Origin of the sequence: Shinella sp. WSD5-1 (assembly GCF_963942435.1) — a bacterium.
GTDB lineage: Bacteria > Pseudomonadota > Alphaproteobacteria > Rhizobiales > Rhizobiaceae > Shinella > Shinella yambaruensis.
Genome location: NZ_OZ012596.1, coordinates 4,159,815 through 4,177,275, shown reverse-complemented (window position 1 = coordinate 4,177,275; position 17,461 = coordinate 4,159,815). Strand labels below are relative to the sequence as shown.

Below are 17,461 nucleotides of genomic sequence, written 5' to 3'. Positions count from 1 at the left end.
TAATTTCAATCCATGGGAGGAACGCATGCCGAAAGGAAAGACATATCTTGCCGCGGGCATTTCGGGGCTGCTGGCGGTCGCCGGCCTTTTCACGCAGGCGCATGCCGCGAACGACACCGTGACGGTGGTGCTGCCGGAGGAGCCGCCGTCGCTGGAGCCGTGCGAATCCAAGCATTCCAGCGTCGGCCGCGTGCTGGTCCAGAACATCACCGAGCCGCTCACCGTCATCGACCCGCAGACCGGCGAGGTGAAGCCGGAGCTCGCGACCAGTTGGGAGCAGACCGCGCCCGACACATGGCGCTTCCACCTGTGCGAAGGCGTGACGTTCTCCGACGGTGCGCCCTTCGATGCGAAGGCCGTCGCCGCCTCGATCGACCGCCTGCAGCGCGGTGACATGACCTGCAACACCAAGCAGCAGACCCTTGGCGGCGTCGATATCCAGACGACGGTCGTCAGCGACCATGTGGTCGACTTCAAGACCAGCAAGCCGATCCCGATCTTCCCCACGATGATGACCGTGGTGCAGATGAGCTCGCCCAACATGACGCTGGAGGGCGCGAGCCGCAATCCGATCGGCACAGGCCCCTATGTCCTGACGGCCTGGAACGCCGGCACGGACATCACGGTAGAACGGCGGGAAAACTATTGGGGCGAAAATCCGGTCGTGTCCGGGGCGCGCTACGTGTGGCGTTCGGAATCAGCGCTGCGCGCGGCCATGGTCGCGACGAGCGAAGCCGATCTCACGCCCATCATCTCCGTCGCCGATGCCGACAATCCCGAAACGGATCTCGCCTATCCGAACGGCGAGACGACGCGGCTTCGCATCAGCACGACTGTGCCGCCGCTCGACGACAGGCGCGTGCGGCTGGCGCTCAACCTTGCGATCGACCGCGAAGGTCTGAAGGTGCTGTTCGGCGAGGAGGCGAAGCTTGCCGAGCAGCTCGTCGGCCCGAACGTCAACGGGTTCAACCCGGATATCAAGCCCTTCCCCTACGATCCGGAGAAGGCCAGGCAGCTTCTCGCCGAGGCCAAGGCGGACGGCGTGCCGGTCGACAAGGAGATCACCATCATCGGCCGCAACGAAATCTATGTGAATGCCGGCGAGGCGCTCGAGGCCATGCAGGCCATGTGGAGCGAGATCGGCCTCAACACGAAGATCCGCATGTTCGATACGGGCAATTGGCTGCGCTACCAGAACCGGCCCTTCCCGGAGCCGGACATGGCGAACCTCCACCAGGACCAGCACGACAATCTTCTCGGCGACGCCACCTTCACGGCCTTCAACAAGTATCATTCCGAAGGCGTCAATTCGGCGGTCTACGACAAGCGCGTCGACGACCTGATCGCCAAGGCCGAGCCGGCCACCGATGAGACCCGCACGAAAGCCTTCCAGGAGGCCTTCAGGATTCTCCACGACGACATCGTGGCCGACGTCTACATGTACCACATGATCGGCTACACGAGGGTCAATCCGCGCCTTGATTGGCGCCCGTCGCTGGCGACCAACAGCGAGATCGACCTGTCGGAAATCCGCTTCCGGGCCAGCGAATAGCACCTTCATGATGCGGCCCTGCCGGGGCCGCATCCTCACGTACCCTCCAGATCAAGGAAGAGGTCATGAGATTCTTCAAGCGTTCACTCTTCACCCTCCTGTCGATGGCCGGCCTCCTGCTGCTTGTCTTCTTCCTGTCGCGCATGACTGGCGATCCCTCCTACCTGTTCCTGCCGCTCGATGCGTCGCCGGCCGACCGCGAGGCCTTTTCGCGGCTCCACGGCTTTGACGATCCGGTCTACGCCCAGTTCGGGCGCTATGTGGTCGATCTCCTGCATCTCGATTTCGGTAGGTCGCTCAGCCAGCAGCGCTCCGCCATGGACATCGCGCTGGAAGCTTTCCCGCACACGCTGAAGCTCGTATCGATGGCGCTCGCCATCGCCTTTGCCGGGGCGATCCTGTGCGGCTCGCTCGCCGCGCGCAGGCCCGGCGGCGTTTTCGACCGCCTGATCAGCGTGCTCTCCCTGACAGGAGCCAGCACGCCCGATTTCTGGGTGGCGATCATCCTCGTCCTGATTTTCGCCGTCAGCCTCGGCTGGCTGCCGACCTCCGGCGTCGGCGGGCCGGCCTACTGGATCATGCCGCTCTTCGTGCTCGCGCTCCGGCCCTTCGGCCTGCTCGGCCAGGTCGTGCGCGGCTCGATGATCGGCGCGCTCTCCTCGCCCTATATAAAGACTGCTTATGCGAAAGGCGCCAGCCAGGCCAAGATCGTCTTCGTGCATGCGCTGCGCAATTCGATGCTGCCGGTGATCACCGTTGCCGGCGACCTTGCCGCCAATCTCCTGAACGGGGCTGTCATCGTCGAGACCGTGTTCGGCTGGCCGGGCATCGGGCGGCTGATGATCGATGCGATCATGCAGCGCGATTTCGCCGTCATCCAGGCGTCAATCCTCGTCACGGCCTGCGCGATCCTCATCCTGAACATCCTGCTCGACATCGCCTATGTCGTCCTCGATCCTCGCGTGAGGCACGCATGACCTATCTTGCCGAAGGCACCAAGACGATGGACTCCAGCCCGCGCCGTTCGGGACTCGCAACGGTCCTCGCGCTGCTGTGGGCGGACAAGTTCGCGACGCTTGCCGCGCTCTTCCTTCTCCTGCTTACGGTCACCTGCCTCGTCGGGCCGTCGCTGGTGGGGGACGCGGCGGGTGGTATCAACTTTGCCGGCCGCAACACGCCGCCGCAGTTCGGCAAGGGCTTTCTCTACATTCTCGGCGGCGACAATCTCGGCCGCAGCCTGCTCGCCCGCATCATGGTCGGTGCGCAGGCCACGATGGGGGTCGCGGTGGCCGCGGTCGTCACGTCGCTCGCCGTCGGGGCCCTGCTCGGGCTTATCGCCGGCTATCGCGGCGGGCTGGTGAGCGACGTGATCATGCGATTGACCGACATGATCATGAGCTTCCCGTCGCTGCTGACGGCACTGGTCGTTCTCTACGTGCTCGGCCCGAGCGTCGGCAATCTCGTCATCGTGCTCGCAATCACGCGCATTCCCGTCTATCTGCGCACGACGCGCGCCGAGGTCATGGAGGCGCGAAGCCGGGTCTTCGTCACGGCGGCCATCGCCATGGGAGCAAGCCCCGCGCGCGTGCTCTTACGGCATATCGTGCCGATCGTGCTGCCGACGTTGCTGACCATCGCCGCCGTCGACTTCGCCACCGTCATCATCACCGAATCCGGCCTCAGCTTCCTCGGGCTTGGAATCCAGGCTCCTGATTTCACCTGGGGCTCGATGGTTGCGACGGGCCGCAACTATATCGCAAGCGCCTGGTGGCTGTCGTTCTGGCCCGGCCTTGCCATCACGCTCACCGCGCTTTCGCTCAACATCCTGGCGAGCTGGTTGCGCATCGTGACCGATCCGCAGCAGCGCTGGCGGCTGGAAGGAGGACGAAAAGATGACTGAACCGCACACCCCCTTGCTGGCGATCGAAGGCCTCAAGGTGCAGTTCTCCGGCCCGCGCGGCGTGGTGAAGGCCGTCGATGGCATCAGCCTCACGGTCGAGTGCGGCGAGACGCTGGCGATCCTCGGAGAGTCGGGATCCGGCAAGAGCGTCAGCGCCTCGGTCGTGATGAACATCCTCGACATGCCGCCCGGCCGCATCACCGCCGGAAGCGTGCGCTTCGAGGGCAGGGACCTGCTCGCGATGTCCCCGGCGGAGCGGCGCAAGATCAACGGTTCCGAGATCGCCATCATCTTCCAGGATCCGCTTGCCCATCTCAATCCCGTCTACAGCGCCGGCTGGCAGATCGCGGAGGTCTTCCACATTCATGGACGGGCCGGCGATGCCACCGAAGCCAGGGAAAAGGCGATCGCCCTCATGGAGCGCGTCGGTATCCCCAATGCGCGCAGTCGGGCGGACCAATATCCGCACCAGTTCTCGGGCGGCCAGCGCCAGCGCGTGATGATCGCCATGGCGCTGGCGCTCTCGCCGAAGCTTATCATCGCGGACGAGCCGACGACAGCGCTCGACGTCACCGTCCAGCGCCAGATCCTCGACCTCCTGAAGGATCTCCAGCGAGAGATGGGCATGGGCCTCATCCTCATCACCCACGACCTCACCGTCGCCGGTCTCATGGCCGACAGGGTTGCGATCATCAAGGACGGCACGATCGTCGAGAGCGGCGGGATCCGCGACGTCCTCACGGTGCCGAAAGCCGCCTATACGCGCCAGCTTCTCGAAGCGATCCCGCATGTGGAAAAGACGCGGCGGAGCGGCGAGGAGGGCGAGCTGCGCCCGCCGCTTCTCGTCGCCCGCGACCTCACCAAGGAATACCAGCTTTCGAGGGGTCTCGTCGGAGGCTCGGCCGGCACGCTGCGCGCTGTCGACCGCGTCAGTTTCACCCTGCGTGAGAAGCAGACGCTCGGCATCGTCGGCGAATCCGGCTCCGGCAAATCGACCATCGCGCGCCTGCTGATGCGCCTCACCGATCCGAGCTCCGGCTCGGTGCACTACCGCGACAGGAACCTGTTCTCGCTGCGCGGGGCCGAGCTGCGCGCCTTCCGGCGCGACGTGCAGATGGTGTTCCAGGACCCCTACGGCTCGCTCAACCCGAAGATGACGGTCGCCGACATCATCGCCGAGCCCCTGGCCATCCACCGGGATATCCTGCCAAGGGCGCAGTGGCGCGACCGCGTCCGGGAGCTGCTCGGCCTCGTCGGCCTCAAGCCGGAGCATGCGGAGCGCTATCCGCATCAGTTTTCCGGCGGCCAAAGGCAGCGCATCGCCATCGCCCGGGCGCTCGCCTCCGAGCCACGCATCGTCATCTGCGACGAGGCGGTGTCGGCGCTTGACGTCTCCATCCAGGCGCAGATCATCACGCTGCTTGCCGACCTCAGGGACAAGCTCGACCTGTCCTACATCTTCATTACGCACGACCTGCCGGTCGTCCGCAGCTTCGCCGACGAGATCATGGTGATGAAGGCCGGCGCTGTGGTCGAACACGGGCGGACCGACGACCTCTTCCTGCGGCCACGGGACGACTATACCCGCAAGCTGCTCGGCGCAGGCGAGATTCCGGCCTGGATGCAGCGGATCGAGACGGCGGGCCGTCCCGGCGCCCCGCGCGCAGAGACAAGGAATACACCATGAAAATCGTGAACGTGGAAACGGTTCGCGCCGACGTCATACGCCTGCTGACGGCTGCCGGTCTCAGGGCGGATCTTGCCGGGGACATGAGCCACATCATGGTCGAGAGCGACCTCATGGGGCACAGGACCCATGGCCTTGCCATGCTGCCCACTTATCTGGAACGGCTCGAAAAGGACCTCATCCGCAAGGACGGCGACATCACCGTCGTCCGGGAGACCGCCTCGACGCTCAACTGGCAGGCGCATCGCCTGCCGGGAGCGGCCATCGTGTGTAGGGCGCTGCGCTCGCTGTACGACAAGGCGGAACGCGAGCCCGTCGTCACCGCGAGCGTCGCCAATTGCTCGCATATCGGCAGCCTGCAAGCCTATCTGGAGGAGCCGGCGCGACGCGGCTATCTTTGCCTGATGATGGTGACGGATCCCGGCGTCGCTTCCGTCGCGCCCTTCGGCGGGCGCGATCCGGTGCTGACCTCCAACCCGATTGCCGCAGCCATCCCGACGCAGGGCGATCCCATCCTCATCGACCAGTGCACGTCTCTCGTCTCCAACGCCCAGGTCCAGAGCGCGGACAGGAGCAGGCCGCTTCCCGGGCGCTGGGTGGTCGATAACAAGGGCCGCCCGACGGACGACCCGAATGCGCTGACGGCCGACCCGCCGGGTACGATCATGCCGCTCGGCGGCGAGGATTTCGGCTACAAGGGTTTCGGTTTCGGCATCATGGTGGAAGCCTTCGCGTTGGCGCTCTCCGGCCACGGGCGGCTGACGCCGAAGCAACGTGGCGCCCAGGGCGTCTTCCTTCAGCTGATCGATCCGGCCGCCTTCTGCGGCGCGGAGGCATTTCTCGCCGAAACGACCGATTTCGTGCGGCGCTGCAAGACGAGCCGTCCAGCGGAAGGGGCAAAAGGAATCCGGCTCCCCGGCGAGCGCGCCATGTCGGAGAAGCGCCGTCAGCTGCAAGGCGGTCTGGAAATCGCGGACGAGCTGTTCGAGCGCCTTGTCGCATTGGCGAGCGCCCGCGGCATCGACGCCTTTGCGGACGTCCGCTTTTCTGCCTGAACGTCAGCCTTTCAGCGGCCTGAAGATCATTCGAGGACCTTGCATGACGCTCCACCAGAACCTGATTGCCGGCGAATGGGTCGGCACGGACGCGATCCGGAACATCAACCCGTCGAACACGGATGACGTGGTGGGAGAATATGCCCGCGCCTCCGCCGAGGACACCAGGGCGGCGATCGCGGCGGCGAAGGCCGCGTTTCCGGCCTGGTCGCGCTCCGGCATCCTGGAGCGCCATGCGATCCTCAGGAAGACCGCCGACGAGATTTTGGCCCGCAAGGACGAGCTCGGCCGGCTGCTCTCGCGCGAGGAGGGCAAGACGCTGGCCGAAGGCATCGGCGAGACGGTGCGTGCCGGCCAGATCTTCGATTTCTTCGCCGGTGAATGCCTGCGCCTTGCCGGCGAGGTGCTGCCCTCTGTCCGTCCGAACATCGGCGTCGAGATCACCCGCGAGCCGGTCGGCGTCGTCGGCATCATCACGCCCTGGAATTTCCCGATCGCCATCCCGGCCTGGAAGATCGCGCCGGCGCTCGCCTATGGCAACACGGTCGTCTTCAAGCCCGCCGAGCTGGTGCCCGGCTGTTCCTGGGCTATCGTCGACATCCTCGTGCGTGCCGGCCTGCCGAAGGGCGTCCTCAACCTCGTCATGGGCAAGGGCTCCGTCGTCGGCCAGACCATGCTCGACAGTCCCGATGTCAACGCCATCACCTTCACGGGGTCCACCGGCACCGGAAAACGCGTCGCGCTCGCCTCCGTCGAACATAACCGCAAGTACCAGCTCGAAATGGGCGGCAAGAATCCGTTCGTCGTGCTCGATGATGCGGACCTTTCCGTCGCCGTGGAAGCCGCCGTCAACTCGGCCTTCTTCTCCACCGGCCAGCGCTGCACCGCCTCCTCGCGCGTCATCGTGACGGAGGGTATCCACGACAGATTCGTCGCCGCCGTCGGCGAGCGGCTGAAGAGCGTCGTCGTCGATGATGCCCTGAAAGCCGGCACGCATATCGGCCCGGTCGTCGACGAGAGCCAGCTCAAGCAGGACACGGACTATATCGAGATCGGCCGGCAGGAAGGCGCAAGGCTCGCCTTCGGCGGCGAGCGCCTGAAGCGGGACACGCCCGGCTTCTACCTCGCGCCGGCGCTCTTTACCGAGGCGACGAACGACATGCGCATTTCGCGCGAGGAGATCTTCGGCCCGGTCGCCGCGGTCATCCGCGTCAAGGACTATGAGGAAGCGCTCGCCGTCGCCAACGACACGCCTTTCGGCCTGTCCTCCGGCATCGCCACGACGAGCCTCAAGCATGCGACGCATTTCAAGCGCAATGCGGAGGCCGGCATGGTCATGGTCAACCTGCCGACGGCGGGCGTCGATTTCCATGTGCCCTTCGGCGGGCGCAAGGGCTCGTCCCATGGCCCGCGCGAGCAGGGCCGCTATGCCAGCGAATTCTACACAACCGTCAAGACCGCCTACACCCTGGCGTGAGACAAAGGCCGGCCGGCACGGGGGCCAAGTTTTCCCCTGCCTTAAGCCGGGTTGCTGGAAACTGCTGGATGCAGCATTCTCTGCTTCGCCAGCCGGATTTCTCGTTTGTCGGCACTTTCGAACGCATCGTCGTGTTGATGGTTTCCCATCACGAACAGGCTTTGTGTGGTGGAACCTTCGCTTACTATCAAGGCGCGGTCGGAGGAGGAGATCCACCGCCCGGAGGATGTGCAAACAGCCTGCATCTGTCATCAGAGGCCAAGCTCTCGCATGAGACTTGCTGCTTGCTTTCCACGGCGTTGCAAAACAAGGAGGAGCGCATGCTGTATATTCTCAGATATTTTCGCCAGATATGTCGCGCCGGACGAAGCGGCGGGATTGGTGCCGTCCTTTCCCTCCTGCTGCTGGCACTTTTGCCGGCTTCTGCCCTTCAGGCCTCAGCGCAGACGCTGGAGGCCGTCAAGAGCGCCGGCAAGCTCAGGGTCGGCGTGCAGGCCGCGAACATGCCGTGGGGATTTGCGGATGAAAGCGGAGCTCTGGTCGGGTACGATATTGACGTCGCCCGGCTCCTGGCAAACGAGATCGGCGTCGACCTGGAACTCGTCCCCGTAACCGGGCAGAGCCGGATTGCGCAATTGGTCACCGGCAAGGTGGACATCCTCTTCGCTGTGCTGGGGATGTTCCCGGACCGGGCGGAAGTCCTGCAGTTCACGAAGCCCTATGCGGGCCTGTCTTATTGGGTCATCGGTCCGAAAGACAGGGAGATCAAGGATTTTCCCGATCTTTCCGGCCTGAAGATCTCCGCTTCGAAGGCGTCGGCCGAGGAAAAGATCATTACCGAGAAAGCACCGGCCGACGCGTCGATCGTGAGATACGATGACCCGCAGAGCTCCATCCTGGCACTCATGTCGGGCCAAGCGGACGTCATCGTTGGAAACAGCACCTACATAGGCAACTTTACCCGCATGGGACGGACAGAGTTTGAAAACAAGATCAAGCTGGGTTCGCAGTATCAGGGCGGCGGCATCCGCAAGAACGACAAGGAGTTCCTCGATTTCGTGAACGGCTTCCTCGACAAGGCGATGGCGAACGGCGAGCTCGAGAAAATCAGCCAGAAATGGCTGCTCGAACCGCTGCCCGAATTCCCGGAGAGCATCGACGGCATCTCCTGGAAAATCGACTGAGAACGACACGCGACATCGAAGGTGAGGGCATGAATAGCGCTGAAACGACTGCCGTATCGATCCAAGGTCTGAACAAGTACTATGGATACTTTCATGCCCTCAAAGATGTCACCCTTACCGTCAGAAGCGGCGAGCGGATCGTGGTCTGCGGTCCGTCCGGCTCGGGCAAGTCGACGCTCATCCGATGCATCAACTGCTTGGAGGAAATCCAGGGCGGAACCATCACCGTCAACGGCACGCGCCTCGACGGGACCAGCGAGCAGGTGAAGCGCATCCGGTCCGAGGCCGGCATGGTCTTCCAGCAGTTCAACCTTTTCCCCCACATGACCGTCCTGCAGAACTGTACCCTGGCGCCCCGCCGGGTGCGAGGCCTGTCGCGCCAGAGCGCGAATGCGGTCGCGCAGCAATATCTCCAGCGCGTGCGCGTGGCGGACCAGGCAAGCAAATATCCGGCACAGCTTTCCGGCGGCCAGCAGCAGCGGGTGGCAATCGCGCGTGCGCTCTGCATGTCTCCCAAGCTGATCCTGTTCGACGAGCCGACGTCGGCGCTCGATCCGGAAATGGTGAAGGAGGTTCTCGATACGATGACGGAGCTGGCCAGCGAAGGCATGACCATGATCTGCGTGACCCACGAGATGGGCTTCGCCCGCAAGGTCGCCGACCGGGTGATCTTCATGGACGGCGGGCGGATCGTCGAGGAGAAGCCTCCGGCCGCGTTTTTCGACAATCCTGAACATGACAGGACGAAGGCCTTTCTTGCACAGATCCTTTCGTGAGCGAGCAAGCGGATGCAATACGATTTCGATTTCTCGGTTGTCCTCGACCAGGCCGACAGGCTCCTGCTGGGATGTCTTTGGACCCTTGGTCTTTCGTTCCTTGCGATGTGCGTCGGCATCGTCGCCGCCATATTGATCCTCCTGCTCAGGATGTCGAAGGTCGGCGTCCTCGCGTTCCTTGCAGGCGCCTATGTCCAGTTGTTCCGCAACACGCCGTTTCTCGTGCAGATCTACTTCATCTATTTCGGCTTCCCCGCGATGGGCGTGCGCTTCGATTCCAACACCGCGGCGCTGATCGCGCTATCGGCGAACTTCGCCGCCTATTCGTCCGAGATCATTCGAGGCGGCATCACATCGATACCGCGGGGCCAGACCGAGGCCGGTCTGGCTCTGGGTCTCGGGAACCTGGAAACGTTCTTCTACATCGTCCTCAAGCCGGCCGTGCGAAAGGTCTACCCGGCGCTGGTGAGCCAGTTCGTCCTCCTGATGCTGATGACGAGCGTCGCTTCTTCCGTCGGCGCGACCGAGCTGACCTATTTCGGCCAGGAGATCGAGTATTCGACCTATAGAAGCTTCGAGGTCTATTTCACGCTTTCCGCGATATATCTCTCGATGGCATTGCTGTTGTCCTTCGCTCTCTCGCGCGTCGACAAGTTCATTTTCAGATATCCCGTCTAAGGAGAAGGCTGTGGTTCGAGACCTGGTTCTGAACGACCTGTGGCTCATTCTGGAAGGCGCCAAGTGGACGGTGTATATATCGGTCGTTGCCTTCGTCTGCGGAGGGTTGATCGGGGTTGTCGTCGCCGCCTGCCGCGCCTCGAGCATTCCGGCCGTCGCGCGTGCCGCACAGGCCTATATCGAGGTGTTCAGGGGAACGCCTCTCCTGATGCAGCTCTTCATCGCGTTCTACGGGCTTCCAATCATCGGAATGAACCCCAGCCCCTGGACGTCGATCGTCATCGCCTTCACCTTCCATGCCAGCGCCTTTCTCGGCGAGATATGGCGGGGCGCCATCCAGTCCGTTCCGCGCGGCCAGTCGGAGGCCGCGCTCGCCCTGGGTTTGGGCTATGTCGACCGGATGTGGTACGTCATCTTTCCGCAGGCGATCCGGATCTCGCTGCCGGGCACCGTCGGCTTTCTGGTGACGTTCATCAAGGGCACGTCGCTGTGCACCATCGTCGGCTTCACGGAACTCAGCCGCGCAGGCGTCATCGTCTCCAACGCGACCATGCAGCCGCTTCTGGTCTTCGGCGGCGTGGCGGCACTCTATTTCGCGATCTGTTGGCCGTTGTCCATTGCAAGCGCCAGCCTGGAGAAACGGTATCTCGCAGCCGGGTGACCGGCGCCGCAGGCATTCTAGCCGGAAAGGGCCGAACCGACGTTTTCAGGGCTGAAGACCGTGAAGGGGACGATCGTGCTTGCGGGGATCGATCCGATATATCCGAGCTCGCCGAGGATCGTGTCGATCGCTACGCGAAGCTGGAGCTCGGGATTCTGGTCGATCGCCAGCGTCATGATTCCGCGCGCCAGGAGATCGCGCGACTGATCGGTCAATTCATGGCCGATGAAGAGCGTCTTGCCGACGCAGTTGGATTTCGCCAGTTCGCTGCCGAGTTCGCCCGAGCCGCCCCCGGTGCTGTAGACGATGAGCGGCGGGCCTTTCTCGATCAGATAGCGTCCGAACGTGTGCAATATATGCGCCCGTTCGATGGGACCCTCGATCAGGGCCGATACGGCAAGGCGCGGCGCGTGCTGCGCCAGTGCGGTTTCGAAGCCGCGTAGCCGTTGCTGGTGCACGCGATATTCAGGCCCTCTGTAGAGGACGACGACGGATCCAGGTTCGCTGGTCATCCGCGCGGCGAAGTACCCCGCGGTGCGCCCGGCCGCATGGTTGTCGATGCCCGTATGCGCGAGGCGGCCGGAGTCGGGCATGTCGTTCACGAAGGTCACGACGGGACGGCCGCTGTCGGAGGCGCGCCTGACAGCTTCGACCGTCTTGGGCATTTCTGACGCGTAGAGGACAAAGGCGTCCGCCGTGGAGTTCTGGAACTGGGCAGCGACATCCGTCGGGCTGTCCGGATCGGCGAAGATGCGATGCAGCGTCACTTCGCGATCCAGCGTGGATGCGATCTGAAGCACTGCCTCGTTGACGCGGCGGAAGAATTGCGTGACCGGCGGCGGGAAGATAACTGCGATGCGCAGGCTTCGCCGGTAGGGATTGGGCAGCCGGCGGGCAAGGTGAAGCTGCTGGGCCGCGAGAATGACTTTCCGGGCGGTTTCGGGCTTCACGCCTCCCCGTTCGTTCAGCACGCGATCGACCGTTGCGATCCCGACGCCGGCAAGCCGAGCGACGTCGTCCAGTCTGCTCGGCTTGGTCTTTCGCGTTGGCTCGCGCATGCGCATGCTGACCTGGTTCAAGACTAGTCTCAGGCGAAGCCTATGACAGGGTGCACCTTCCTGCCAGCGTTTAATCCGCCATGTGGACCTGGTATTTCACATCGCCGTGCGGCAGGAAGGTCGAGTAATAGCCCATGATTTCCTCGATCCCGCCCTGGTCGGTCGGGCGGGGCCAGAACACGCCGGCCGGCCCGTTACACGGCAACAGCGACACGGCTCCCATCACTTCGGCGGCCTCGCCGCGCGTGAGCGCACGCCCCGACACGCGCAGTTCAACTTCCCTCACGGCGGCGGGATCGGTTCCCCAGTCGAACAACGCGTTGAAACCGATATAGTCGAAGCGAAGGCGATCCTCCGAGAAGCCGTGCCTGTCCATGAGCTGTCTCCGGCAGATCTCGGCCGCGAGCTTCGCCTTTTCCACGGCGCCGACACCGCCGAAGAGAAGGCGGCCGACGCCGATATAGCCTTCGCGCACGGCGAGCCCGACCTTCACCGTATCCGTCTTCGGCTTGCCGCCCGTGCCTTCGATGCGAACGCGATCCGGCCCGACCTGTGTGATCCGCGTGGTGGTGAAGTCGACGATGGCGTCCGCATGAATGTAGCGGGCGGGGTCGCCGATCTCATAGACGAGCTGCTCCCTGCAGGTCTGCTCGTTGATCACGCCCCCGGTGCCCTCCACCTTCGTGATGACGGCGCTGCCATCGGCCTCGACTTCGAGAATGGGAAAGCCGAGGCGGTCGAGGCCCTCGACATCCTTGCGCCCCGGATCGGCATAGCATCCGCCCGATATCTGCGCGGAGCATTCGACGAGATGGCCGAGGCCCAGTCCGCGGCCCATCTTTTCCCAGTCGTCGAAGAACCAGCCGAATTCGTGGATCATCGCCGCCAAGTACTGCTCGGAATCGCCGGCGCGCGGCGTGATGACGATGTCGGCGCCCGCCGCGAGCGCGGCGACGATTTCTCTCGCGCCACCATAGGCGACCGCGCCGAGGAAGGCGTTGCCGAAGGCGGAAAGCGGCGCATTCGTATCGGCGATGGTCGGGTTCTCCTGCCGCAACTGATCGGTGACGTCGCCGCCGCTGACATAAGCCACCTTCAAATGCCCGTATCCCAGCTCGCGGCAGACCTTCATGATGGCGCCGGCGGCACCCTTGGGATCGAGAATGCCCGCATTGGCGATGATCCTGGTTCCGCGGCCCACGCATGCCGGGAGGACCTTCCTGAGCTTTGCTTCGAAGAGGATGTCGTAGCCGGGAATGCCGTTTTCACGGCGCGTATATGCCTTGCTCAGGGCGACCTCGGACTGGCAGTCGAAGACGAGGTAGTCCAGGTCGCCCTTTTCCGCCAGGGTCTGCGCGCCATAAACATCGTCGCCCTCATGTGCGGAGCCTGCTCCGATACGGATGGTTTTCGACGAGCCCATATTTTCCTCCATATGCTCCGGGCGCTCAGACCCGCCCTCGTGACACGGCAAAAGCTATTGCCCGTGCTGCAGGCTTGCACGCCATTTTACGATGGGAATCAATCAAGCAATAAGGGTCAGGCGAGGATGGAAACCCATCAAAACACGAGATGCCAATCCGTCTCGAAGCCCCTATGGATTGCGTCATCAGCAGTGGCGCGACGCCAGAGGAGGAAGAATGAGCCAAGCACCGCATCGCGTTGTCCTTCGCGATATTTGTCATGCCCGCTCCGGCGACAAGGGCAACTCCGCCAATGTGGGAATAGCCTGCTTCGACGCGCGCGATTATGAATGGCTGGAAAGGAACCTCAGCGCGGCCGCGGTCAAGGCCTTCATGAAAAGCATCGTGAAGGGCAGCGTCGAGCGCTACGAGCTTCCGAATGTCGCCGCATTGAATTTCATGCTCCACGACGCCCTTGGCGGCGGCGCGAGCCGCACCTTGCAGCTCGATATCCATGGCAAGGGCTTCAGCTCGATCCTTCTGAGCATGGAGCTGACGGCCGACGACCGTCCCCCCAGCCTTCGCGAGGCTCGCTAGGAACCGCACCAGGCCTCCTCAGGCTGCGGTCCATGAAGAGAGGCGGCTCCCGGCCGCCTCTCTTTTCCTTTCGTGAAACCTCTTGAATGTCCGGGTCGGCGCCAGCTTACCGCGATGCGTATTCCGCCTCGTTGGCTTTGGTCACCAGTTCGAAGGGCACCCAGTATACAGGCTCGACGGCTTCGCCCTTCACCATCCGGGTGACGGCGTCTACCGCCTTTTCACCCTGTCCCTTGGCGTTGTGGAAGACGGTGATGTCGAGGTTCCCCTCGGCCATCTGATGGAGCGCTTCGCCCGTTCCGTCGATGCCGGCGAAGACGATGGACTTCGGATCGGCGCCTGCGGCGATCGTTGCGAGGATCGCGCCGATCGCCATTTCGTCGTTGTTGGCGATCACTCCGTCGACATGCTCACCCGAGGACAGGATGTTGGTCATGATGTCGCTTGCCTGCTGGCGCTGATAGTTCGCGCTCGGCTTCTGGATGACCTCGATGTCGGGATACTTGGCCAGCACCGTGTCGATGCCGCCAGTGCGCACGGTCGTCGTGTTCACGGCGAGTTCGCCCTGGAAGATCACGACGCGCCCCTTGCCGTTGAGTTGCTTTGCGAATTCCTCCGCCTGCATGACGCCGGACGTCCGCTCGTCGGAGCCGACATAGATGACGTTCTGCGGCAGATCCTGGTCCGGCTTGCGGGCGACATAGATCAGCGGGATGCCGGCCGCCTGCGCCGCGGCTGTCATCGGCTGTGTCGCCGACGTATCGACGGGCGAGACGATGAGGGCCTTCACGCCGGAGGCGATGAGGTTGTTCACCTGGTCGGCCTGCTTGCTGACGTCGCCCTGGGCGTCTTCCGCCTGGACGCCGAAGCCGGCCTTCTCGGCATTGGACGCGATGCTGTTGCGAAGGTTGGTGAGCCAGACGTCGTCGAAATAGGGCATCGACACGCCGATGTCGTCGGCGCGCGCAGCAAGGGTGGAACAGAACAGGGTCGTGACGGCCGCGGCAGCGAACGCCACCTTGCGCAGGTTTAGCATTTCTCCTCCTTCGGCAGGCCTCCTCGCCTACCAATTGTCAAAAACAGGATCAGCTAAAGCGCGATCTCGGAGAAAAGCAATCAGTCTGATATTTTTCGTTTCAGGACGTCTCCAATTCACGGGAGAGACTGTATCATGATGTATCAGAAAATGCTCTCCGCGGTGGAAGACACGAAGGGCAGGATGATTTCCGCGCGTCCGCGGTCGGTTCGATCGGCGTCGCTCGCCTCCAGCATGGCGGCGACGAGCTTTTCCGCGAGATCGGCCATGGGATGGCTCAGCGCGACCGCGAGGCTTCCGTCCATGAGGGCCTGCCGTGTTTCGTCGTTCAATTCGCAACTGATGAGGTGCGGTGTCTTCCCGTCCGCTTCCCGGATGGCCCTGATGGCTCCCCGGATGCCCCCGCCCGTCACGTAGATCGCCGTCAGGTTTGGGTGCCGGCGCAGGAGGTCCGAGGTCGCATCGTAGGCGCCGAGGTCGGTCTCGTGGGTCGTGACCGCCTCAAGGACTTTCAGGGACCGCGCGTGTTCGCGCAGATAGGAGCGGAAGCCCATTTCCCGCTGCTCCTGGCACACGTGCCGGTGCGTTCCCATGAGGATCGCGACCTCGTTTCCCTTGCGCTGCAGGTTGTCGGCGAACCAGGCCGCGGCCCTGCCGAATTTCCGGTTGTCCAGTCCGACATAGCCCGCCCGGCCGCTGGAGCTTATGTCCGATACCGCCGTGAATACGGCGACACCCCTGTCCGCCAGTTCGTCGACAGCGCGGTTGACGAGAGGATGATCTGCGGAGGTGATGGCGATGGCGTCGAATGCCTCGCCCAGTTTTCGCAGGGTATTGGCGATGATGAGAGGGTCGAGGTCCTCGATATGCTCGACATGGGCGACGACGCGGCTATCGGCGCGGGCGCCGCTCGCCTCCCGGAAGCGCATGCCGAGTTCCTTGTGAAAGGGCATGCTCTCCTGCTGGACGATCATTCCGAGACGCTTGACCGGAAGGTCCCCCTTCAGATGGCTGCGGATGGTCGCCGTGCCGTAGAAGCCGACATTCTCCGCGACGGAGAGGACATGTTGCATCATGTCGCCGCGGACCTGTCGTCCGGACAGCACGCGGTTGACGGTCGATACGCTGACGCCGGCCTCCCTGGCCAGCTCGGCGATTGTGACGCGCTTCATCTTGAAACTTTCTGAAACAAATAAATCGCGTGTTTGGCATGCATTGAGCCGAAAAGTATCACGCAGGTTGCTCTCTTGGCAATGCGCTGCAAATATTGACCGACATCAATTGGAGGAGCTGCAATCATGCTGTTCAAGAAGCGGCCGGAAAAGTACGGGCTTTCAAGGGCTTTCGACGCCAATTCGGACCTCGAGGTCGCCGATCCGTCTCAAGACGAATGGTGGACATTCGACATCAAGCGGAAGGAGCTGAAGCTTCTGATGAAGCGTGAAGACCGCCGCCCCCTGATCAACTATCTCACCTGGCTGGTGCTCCTTGTCGGTTCCGGCGTGCTGGCCTACCAGACACTCGGCACGTGGTGGGCGATCGGCGCCTTTCTGCTCTACGGCACCATCTACGGCTCGTGCGATCCGCGCTCCCACGATCTCGGGCACGGCGCGACGTTCAAGTCCCGCTGGCTCAACGCGATCTTCTGCAATCTCTGCCTCTTCATGACCATGAAAGAGCCGATCGACTGGCGCTGGCGGCATACGCGCCACCATACCGACACCATCCATGTCGGCCAAGATCCCGAAATCCTGGTGACGCGACCCGCCGACCTCCTGAAGGTAGCGGCCGACTTCTTCTTCCTGGTGCAGGCAAAGGGAGAGCTCAAGGGCATCGTCCTGCACGCGCTCGGCATCGTCACCAGCGATGCGAGGTTCTACGTGCCGCGCAGCGAATGGCGCAAGATGTTCTGGTCGAGCCGCTTCTATCTCGCCTGCATGCTGGGCGTCGCCGGCTATTGCGTCGCGGCGCAGACTATCGTGCCGCTGCTCTTCATCTGGGGGCCGCGCTTCTATGCCAACGGGTTCTATTTCTTCGGCTTCCTGACGCAGCATGCGGGGCTTGCGGAAGATTCCTACGATCATCGCCAGAACACCCGCACGTTCCGGATGAACCCGTTTGCCGAGTTCCTTTACGCCAACCTCAATTTCCATATCGAGCATCACGTCTATCCGTCGATCCCCTACTACAACCTTCCTGTGCTGCACGGCATGGTGAAGGACCAGCTGCCCCATACCTACGGCAGTCTCTTCGAGGTTATGCGCGAGGTTCTGCCGGCGGTCTGGAGACAGGCGCACGATCCCGGCTATTTCGTTGTCCGCAAGGTGCCGGGCGGCGCGCGGCAGGGCGACGACGGGATGTTTGCGAGCGGCGTCGCGGCGGCCGAATGAGATCTCA

16 protein-coding genes are annotated in these 17,461 nt (G+C 63.3%); 12 read left to right on the top strand and 4 right to left on the bottom strand.

Going from position 1 to position 17,461, the window contains the following annotated elements; all coding sequences use genetic code 11:
* Positions 1-25: 25 nt before the first annotated feature.
* The 10 genes from AABQ55_RS20425 (at position 26) to AABQ55_RS20380 (ending at position 10,970) form a co-directional block, all read left to right on the top strand.
* Positions 26-1,552 (top strand): ABC transporter substrate-binding protein, encoded by a 1,527-nt coding sequence (locus tag AABQ55_RS20425; protein WP_272806337.1) that lies wholly within the window; start codon positions 26-28, stop codon positions 1,550-1,552.
* Positions 1,553-1,617: 65 nt separating this feature from the next.
* Positions 1,618-2,529: an ABC transporter permease gene (locus AABQ55_RS20420; RefSeq protein WP_272806336.1), complete on the top strand. Its 912-nt coding sequence runs from the start codon at positions 1,618-1,620 to the stop codon at positions 2,527-2,529.
* A 26-nt stretch (positions 2,530-2,555) separates the two neighbouring features.
* On the top strand, positions 2,556-3,452 hold the full coding sequence (locus AABQ55_RS20415; protein ID WP_272807507.1) for an ABC transporter permease: 897 nt from the start codon (positions 2,556-2,558) through the stop codon (positions 3,450-3,452).
* The gene (locus AABQ55_RS20410; protein WP_272806335.1) at positions 3,445-5,139 is read left to right on the top strand and encodes an ABC transporter ATP-binding protein; all 1,695 of its coding nucleotides are present in this window, start codon (positions 3,445-3,447) and stop codon (positions 5,137-5,139) included. Before AABQ55_RS20415 ends, AABQ55_RS20410 begins: the two co-directional genes overlap by 8 nt.
* Positions 5,136-6,194 carry an Ldh family oxidoreductase gene (locus AABQ55_RS20405; protein ID WP_272806334.1) on the top strand — a complete coding sequence of 353 codons (1,059 nt, stop codon included), beginning with the start codon at positions 5,136-5,138 and terminating at the stop codon, positions 6,192-6,194. The genes AABQ55_RS20410 and AABQ55_RS20405 overlap by 4 nt, the downstream gene beginning before the upstream one ends.
* A 43-nt stretch (positions 6,195-6,237) precedes the next feature.
* Positions 6,238-7,671 carry an aldehyde dehydrogenase family protein gene (locus AABQ55_RS20400; RefSeq protein ID WP_272806333.1) on the top strand — a complete coding sequence of 478 codons (1,434 nt, stop codon included), beginning with the start codon at positions 6,238-6,240 and terminating at the stop codon, positions 7,669-7,671.
* 68 nt (positions 7,672-7,739) lie between these two features.
* The gene (locus AABQ55_RS20395; protein WP_272806332.1) at positions 7,740-8,855 is read left to right on the top strand and encodes a transporter substrate-binding domain-containing protein; all 1,116 of its coding nucleotides are present in this window, start codon (positions 7,740-7,742) and stop codon (positions 8,853-8,855) included.
* Between the two features lie 29 nt (positions 8,856-8,884).
* On the top strand, positions 8,885-9,631 hold the full coding sequence (locus AABQ55_RS20390) for an amino acid ABC transporter ATP-binding protein (protein WP_272806331.1): 747 nt from the start codon (positions 8,885-8,887) through the stop codon (positions 9,629-9,631).
* A gap of 12 nt (positions 9,632-9,643) precedes the next feature.
* Positions 9,644-10,309: an amino acid ABC transporter permease gene (locus AABQ55_RS20385; protein ID WP_272806330.1), complete on the top strand. Its 666-nt coding sequence runs from the start codon at positions 9,644-9,646 to the stop codon at positions 10,307-10,309.
* Positions 10,310-10,319: 10 nt separating this feature from the next.
* A complete protein-coding gene (locus tag AABQ55_RS20380) occupies positions 10,320-10,970 on the top strand; it encodes an amino acid ABC transporter permease (protein WP_272806329.1) in 651 nt (216 codons plus the stop codon).
* Positions 10,971-10,987: 17 nt separating this feature from the next.
* Here the strand turns inward: AABQ55_RS20380 and AABQ55_RS20375 are convergent, their stop codons facing one another.
* Positions 10,988-12,049: a LacI family DNA-binding transcriptional regulator gene (locus tag AABQ55_RS20375; RefSeq protein WP_272806328.1), complete on the bottom strand. Its 1,062-nt coding sequence runs from the start codon at positions 12,047-12,049 to the stop codon at positions 10,988-10,990.
* Between the two features lie 49 nt (positions 12,050-12,098).
* Positions 12,099-13,451, bottom strand: a complete 1,353-nt coding sequence (locus AABQ55_RS20370; protein WP_272806327.1) for an acyclic terpene utilization AtuA family protein — start codon at positions 13,449-13,451, stop codon at positions 12,099-12,101.
* Positions 13,452-13,668: 217 nt separating this feature from the next.
* On the opposite strand from AABQ55_RS20370, the gene AABQ55_RS20365 reads away from it, so the two are divergent.
* On the top strand, positions 13,669-14,028 hold the full coding sequence (locus tag AABQ55_RS20365) for an AtuA-related protein (protein ID WP_272806326.1): 360 nt from the start codon (positions 13,669-13,671) through the stop codon (positions 14,026-14,028).
* 106 nt (positions 14,029-14,134) lie between these two features.
* Here AABQ55_RS20365 and AABQ55_RS20360 read toward each other — a convergent pair whose 3' ends face one another.
* Positions 14,135-15,064, bottom strand: coding sequence for a substrate-binding domain-containing protein (locus AABQ55_RS20360; protein WP_272806325.1), 930 nt, complete (start codon positions 15,062-15,064; stop codon positions 14,135-14,137).
* A gap of 143 nt (positions 15,065-15,207) precedes the next feature.
* Complete coding sequence (locus tag AABQ55_RS20355) at positions 15,208-16,236, bottom strand: LacI family DNA-binding transcriptional regulator (protein ID WP_272806324.1); 1,029 nt, start codon at positions 16,234-16,236, stop codon at positions 15,208-15,210.
* A gap of 126 nt (positions 16,237-16,362) precedes the next feature.
* Between AABQ55_RS20355 and AABQ55_RS20350 the strand changes: the two genes are divergently transcribed.
* Positions 16,363-17,454: a fatty acid desaturase gene (locus AABQ55_RS20350; protein WP_272806323.1), complete on the top strand. Its 1,092-nt coding sequence runs from the start codon at positions 16,363-16,365 to the stop codon at positions 17,452-17,454.
* Positions 17,455-17,461: the final 7 nt, after the last annotated feature.

Excerpts from the sequence above, each read along its gene's own strand:
- AABQ55_RS20360 (WP_272806325.1), bottom strand. The coding sequence starts at position 15,064 with ATGCTAAACCTGCGCAAGGTGGCGTTCGCTGCCGCGGCCGTCACGACC.
- AABQ55_RS20370 (WP_272806327.1), bottom strand. The coding sequence starts at position 13,451 with ATGGGCTCGTCGAAAACCATCCGTATCGGAGCAGGCTCCGCACATGAG.
- AABQ55_RS20395 (WP_272806332.1), top strand. The coding sequence starts at position 7,740 with ATGCAGCATTCTCTGCTTCGCCAGCCGGATTTCTCGTTTGTCGGCACT.
- AABQ55_RS20400 (WP_272806333.1), top strand. The coding sequence starts at position 6,238 with ATGACGCTCCACCAGAACCTGATTGCCGGCGAATGGGTCGGCACGGAC.
- AABQ55_RS20405 (WP_272806334.1), top strand. The coding sequence starts at position 5,136 with ATGAAAATCGTGAACGTGGAAACGGTTCGCGCCGACGTCATACGCCTG.
- AABQ55_RS20415 (WP_272807507.1), top strand. The coding sequence starts at position 2,556 with ATGGACTCCAGCCCGCGCCGTTCGGGACTCGCAACGGTCCTCGCGCTG.
- AABQ55_RS20385 (WP_272806330.1), top strand. The coding sequence starts at position 9,644 with ATGCAATACGATTTCGATTTCTCGGTTGTCCTCGACCAGGCCGACAGG.
- AABQ55_RS20355 (WP_272806324.1), bottom strand. The coding sequence starts at position 16,236 with ATGAAGCGCGTCACAATCGCCGAGCTGGCCAGGGAGGCCGGCGTCAGC.
- AABQ55_RS20425 (WP_272806337.1), top strand. The coding sequence starts at position 26 with ATGCCGAAAGGAAAGACATATCTTGCCGCGGGCATTTCGGGGCTGCTG.
- AABQ55_RS20420 (WP_272806336.1), top strand. The coding sequence starts at position 1,618 with ATGAGATTCTTCAAGCGTTCACTCTTCACCCTCCTGTCGATGGCCGGC.
- AABQ55_RS20365 (WP_272806326.1), top strand. The coding sequence starts at position 13,669 with ATGAGCCAAGCACCGCATCGCGTTGTCCTTCGCGATATTTGTCATGCC.
- AABQ55_RS20410 (WP_272806335.1), top strand. The coding sequence starts at position 3,445 with ATGACTGAACCGCACACCCCCTTGCTGGCGATCGAAGGCCTCAAGGTG.
- AABQ55_RS20390 (WP_272806331.1), top strand. The coding sequence starts at position 8,885 with ATGAATAGCGCTGAAACGACTGCCGTATCGATCCAAGGTCTGAACAAG.
- AABQ55_RS20350 (WP_272806323.1), top strand. The coding sequence starts at position 16,363 with ATGCTGTTCAAGAAGCGGCCGGAAAAGTACGGGCTTTCAAGGGCTTTC.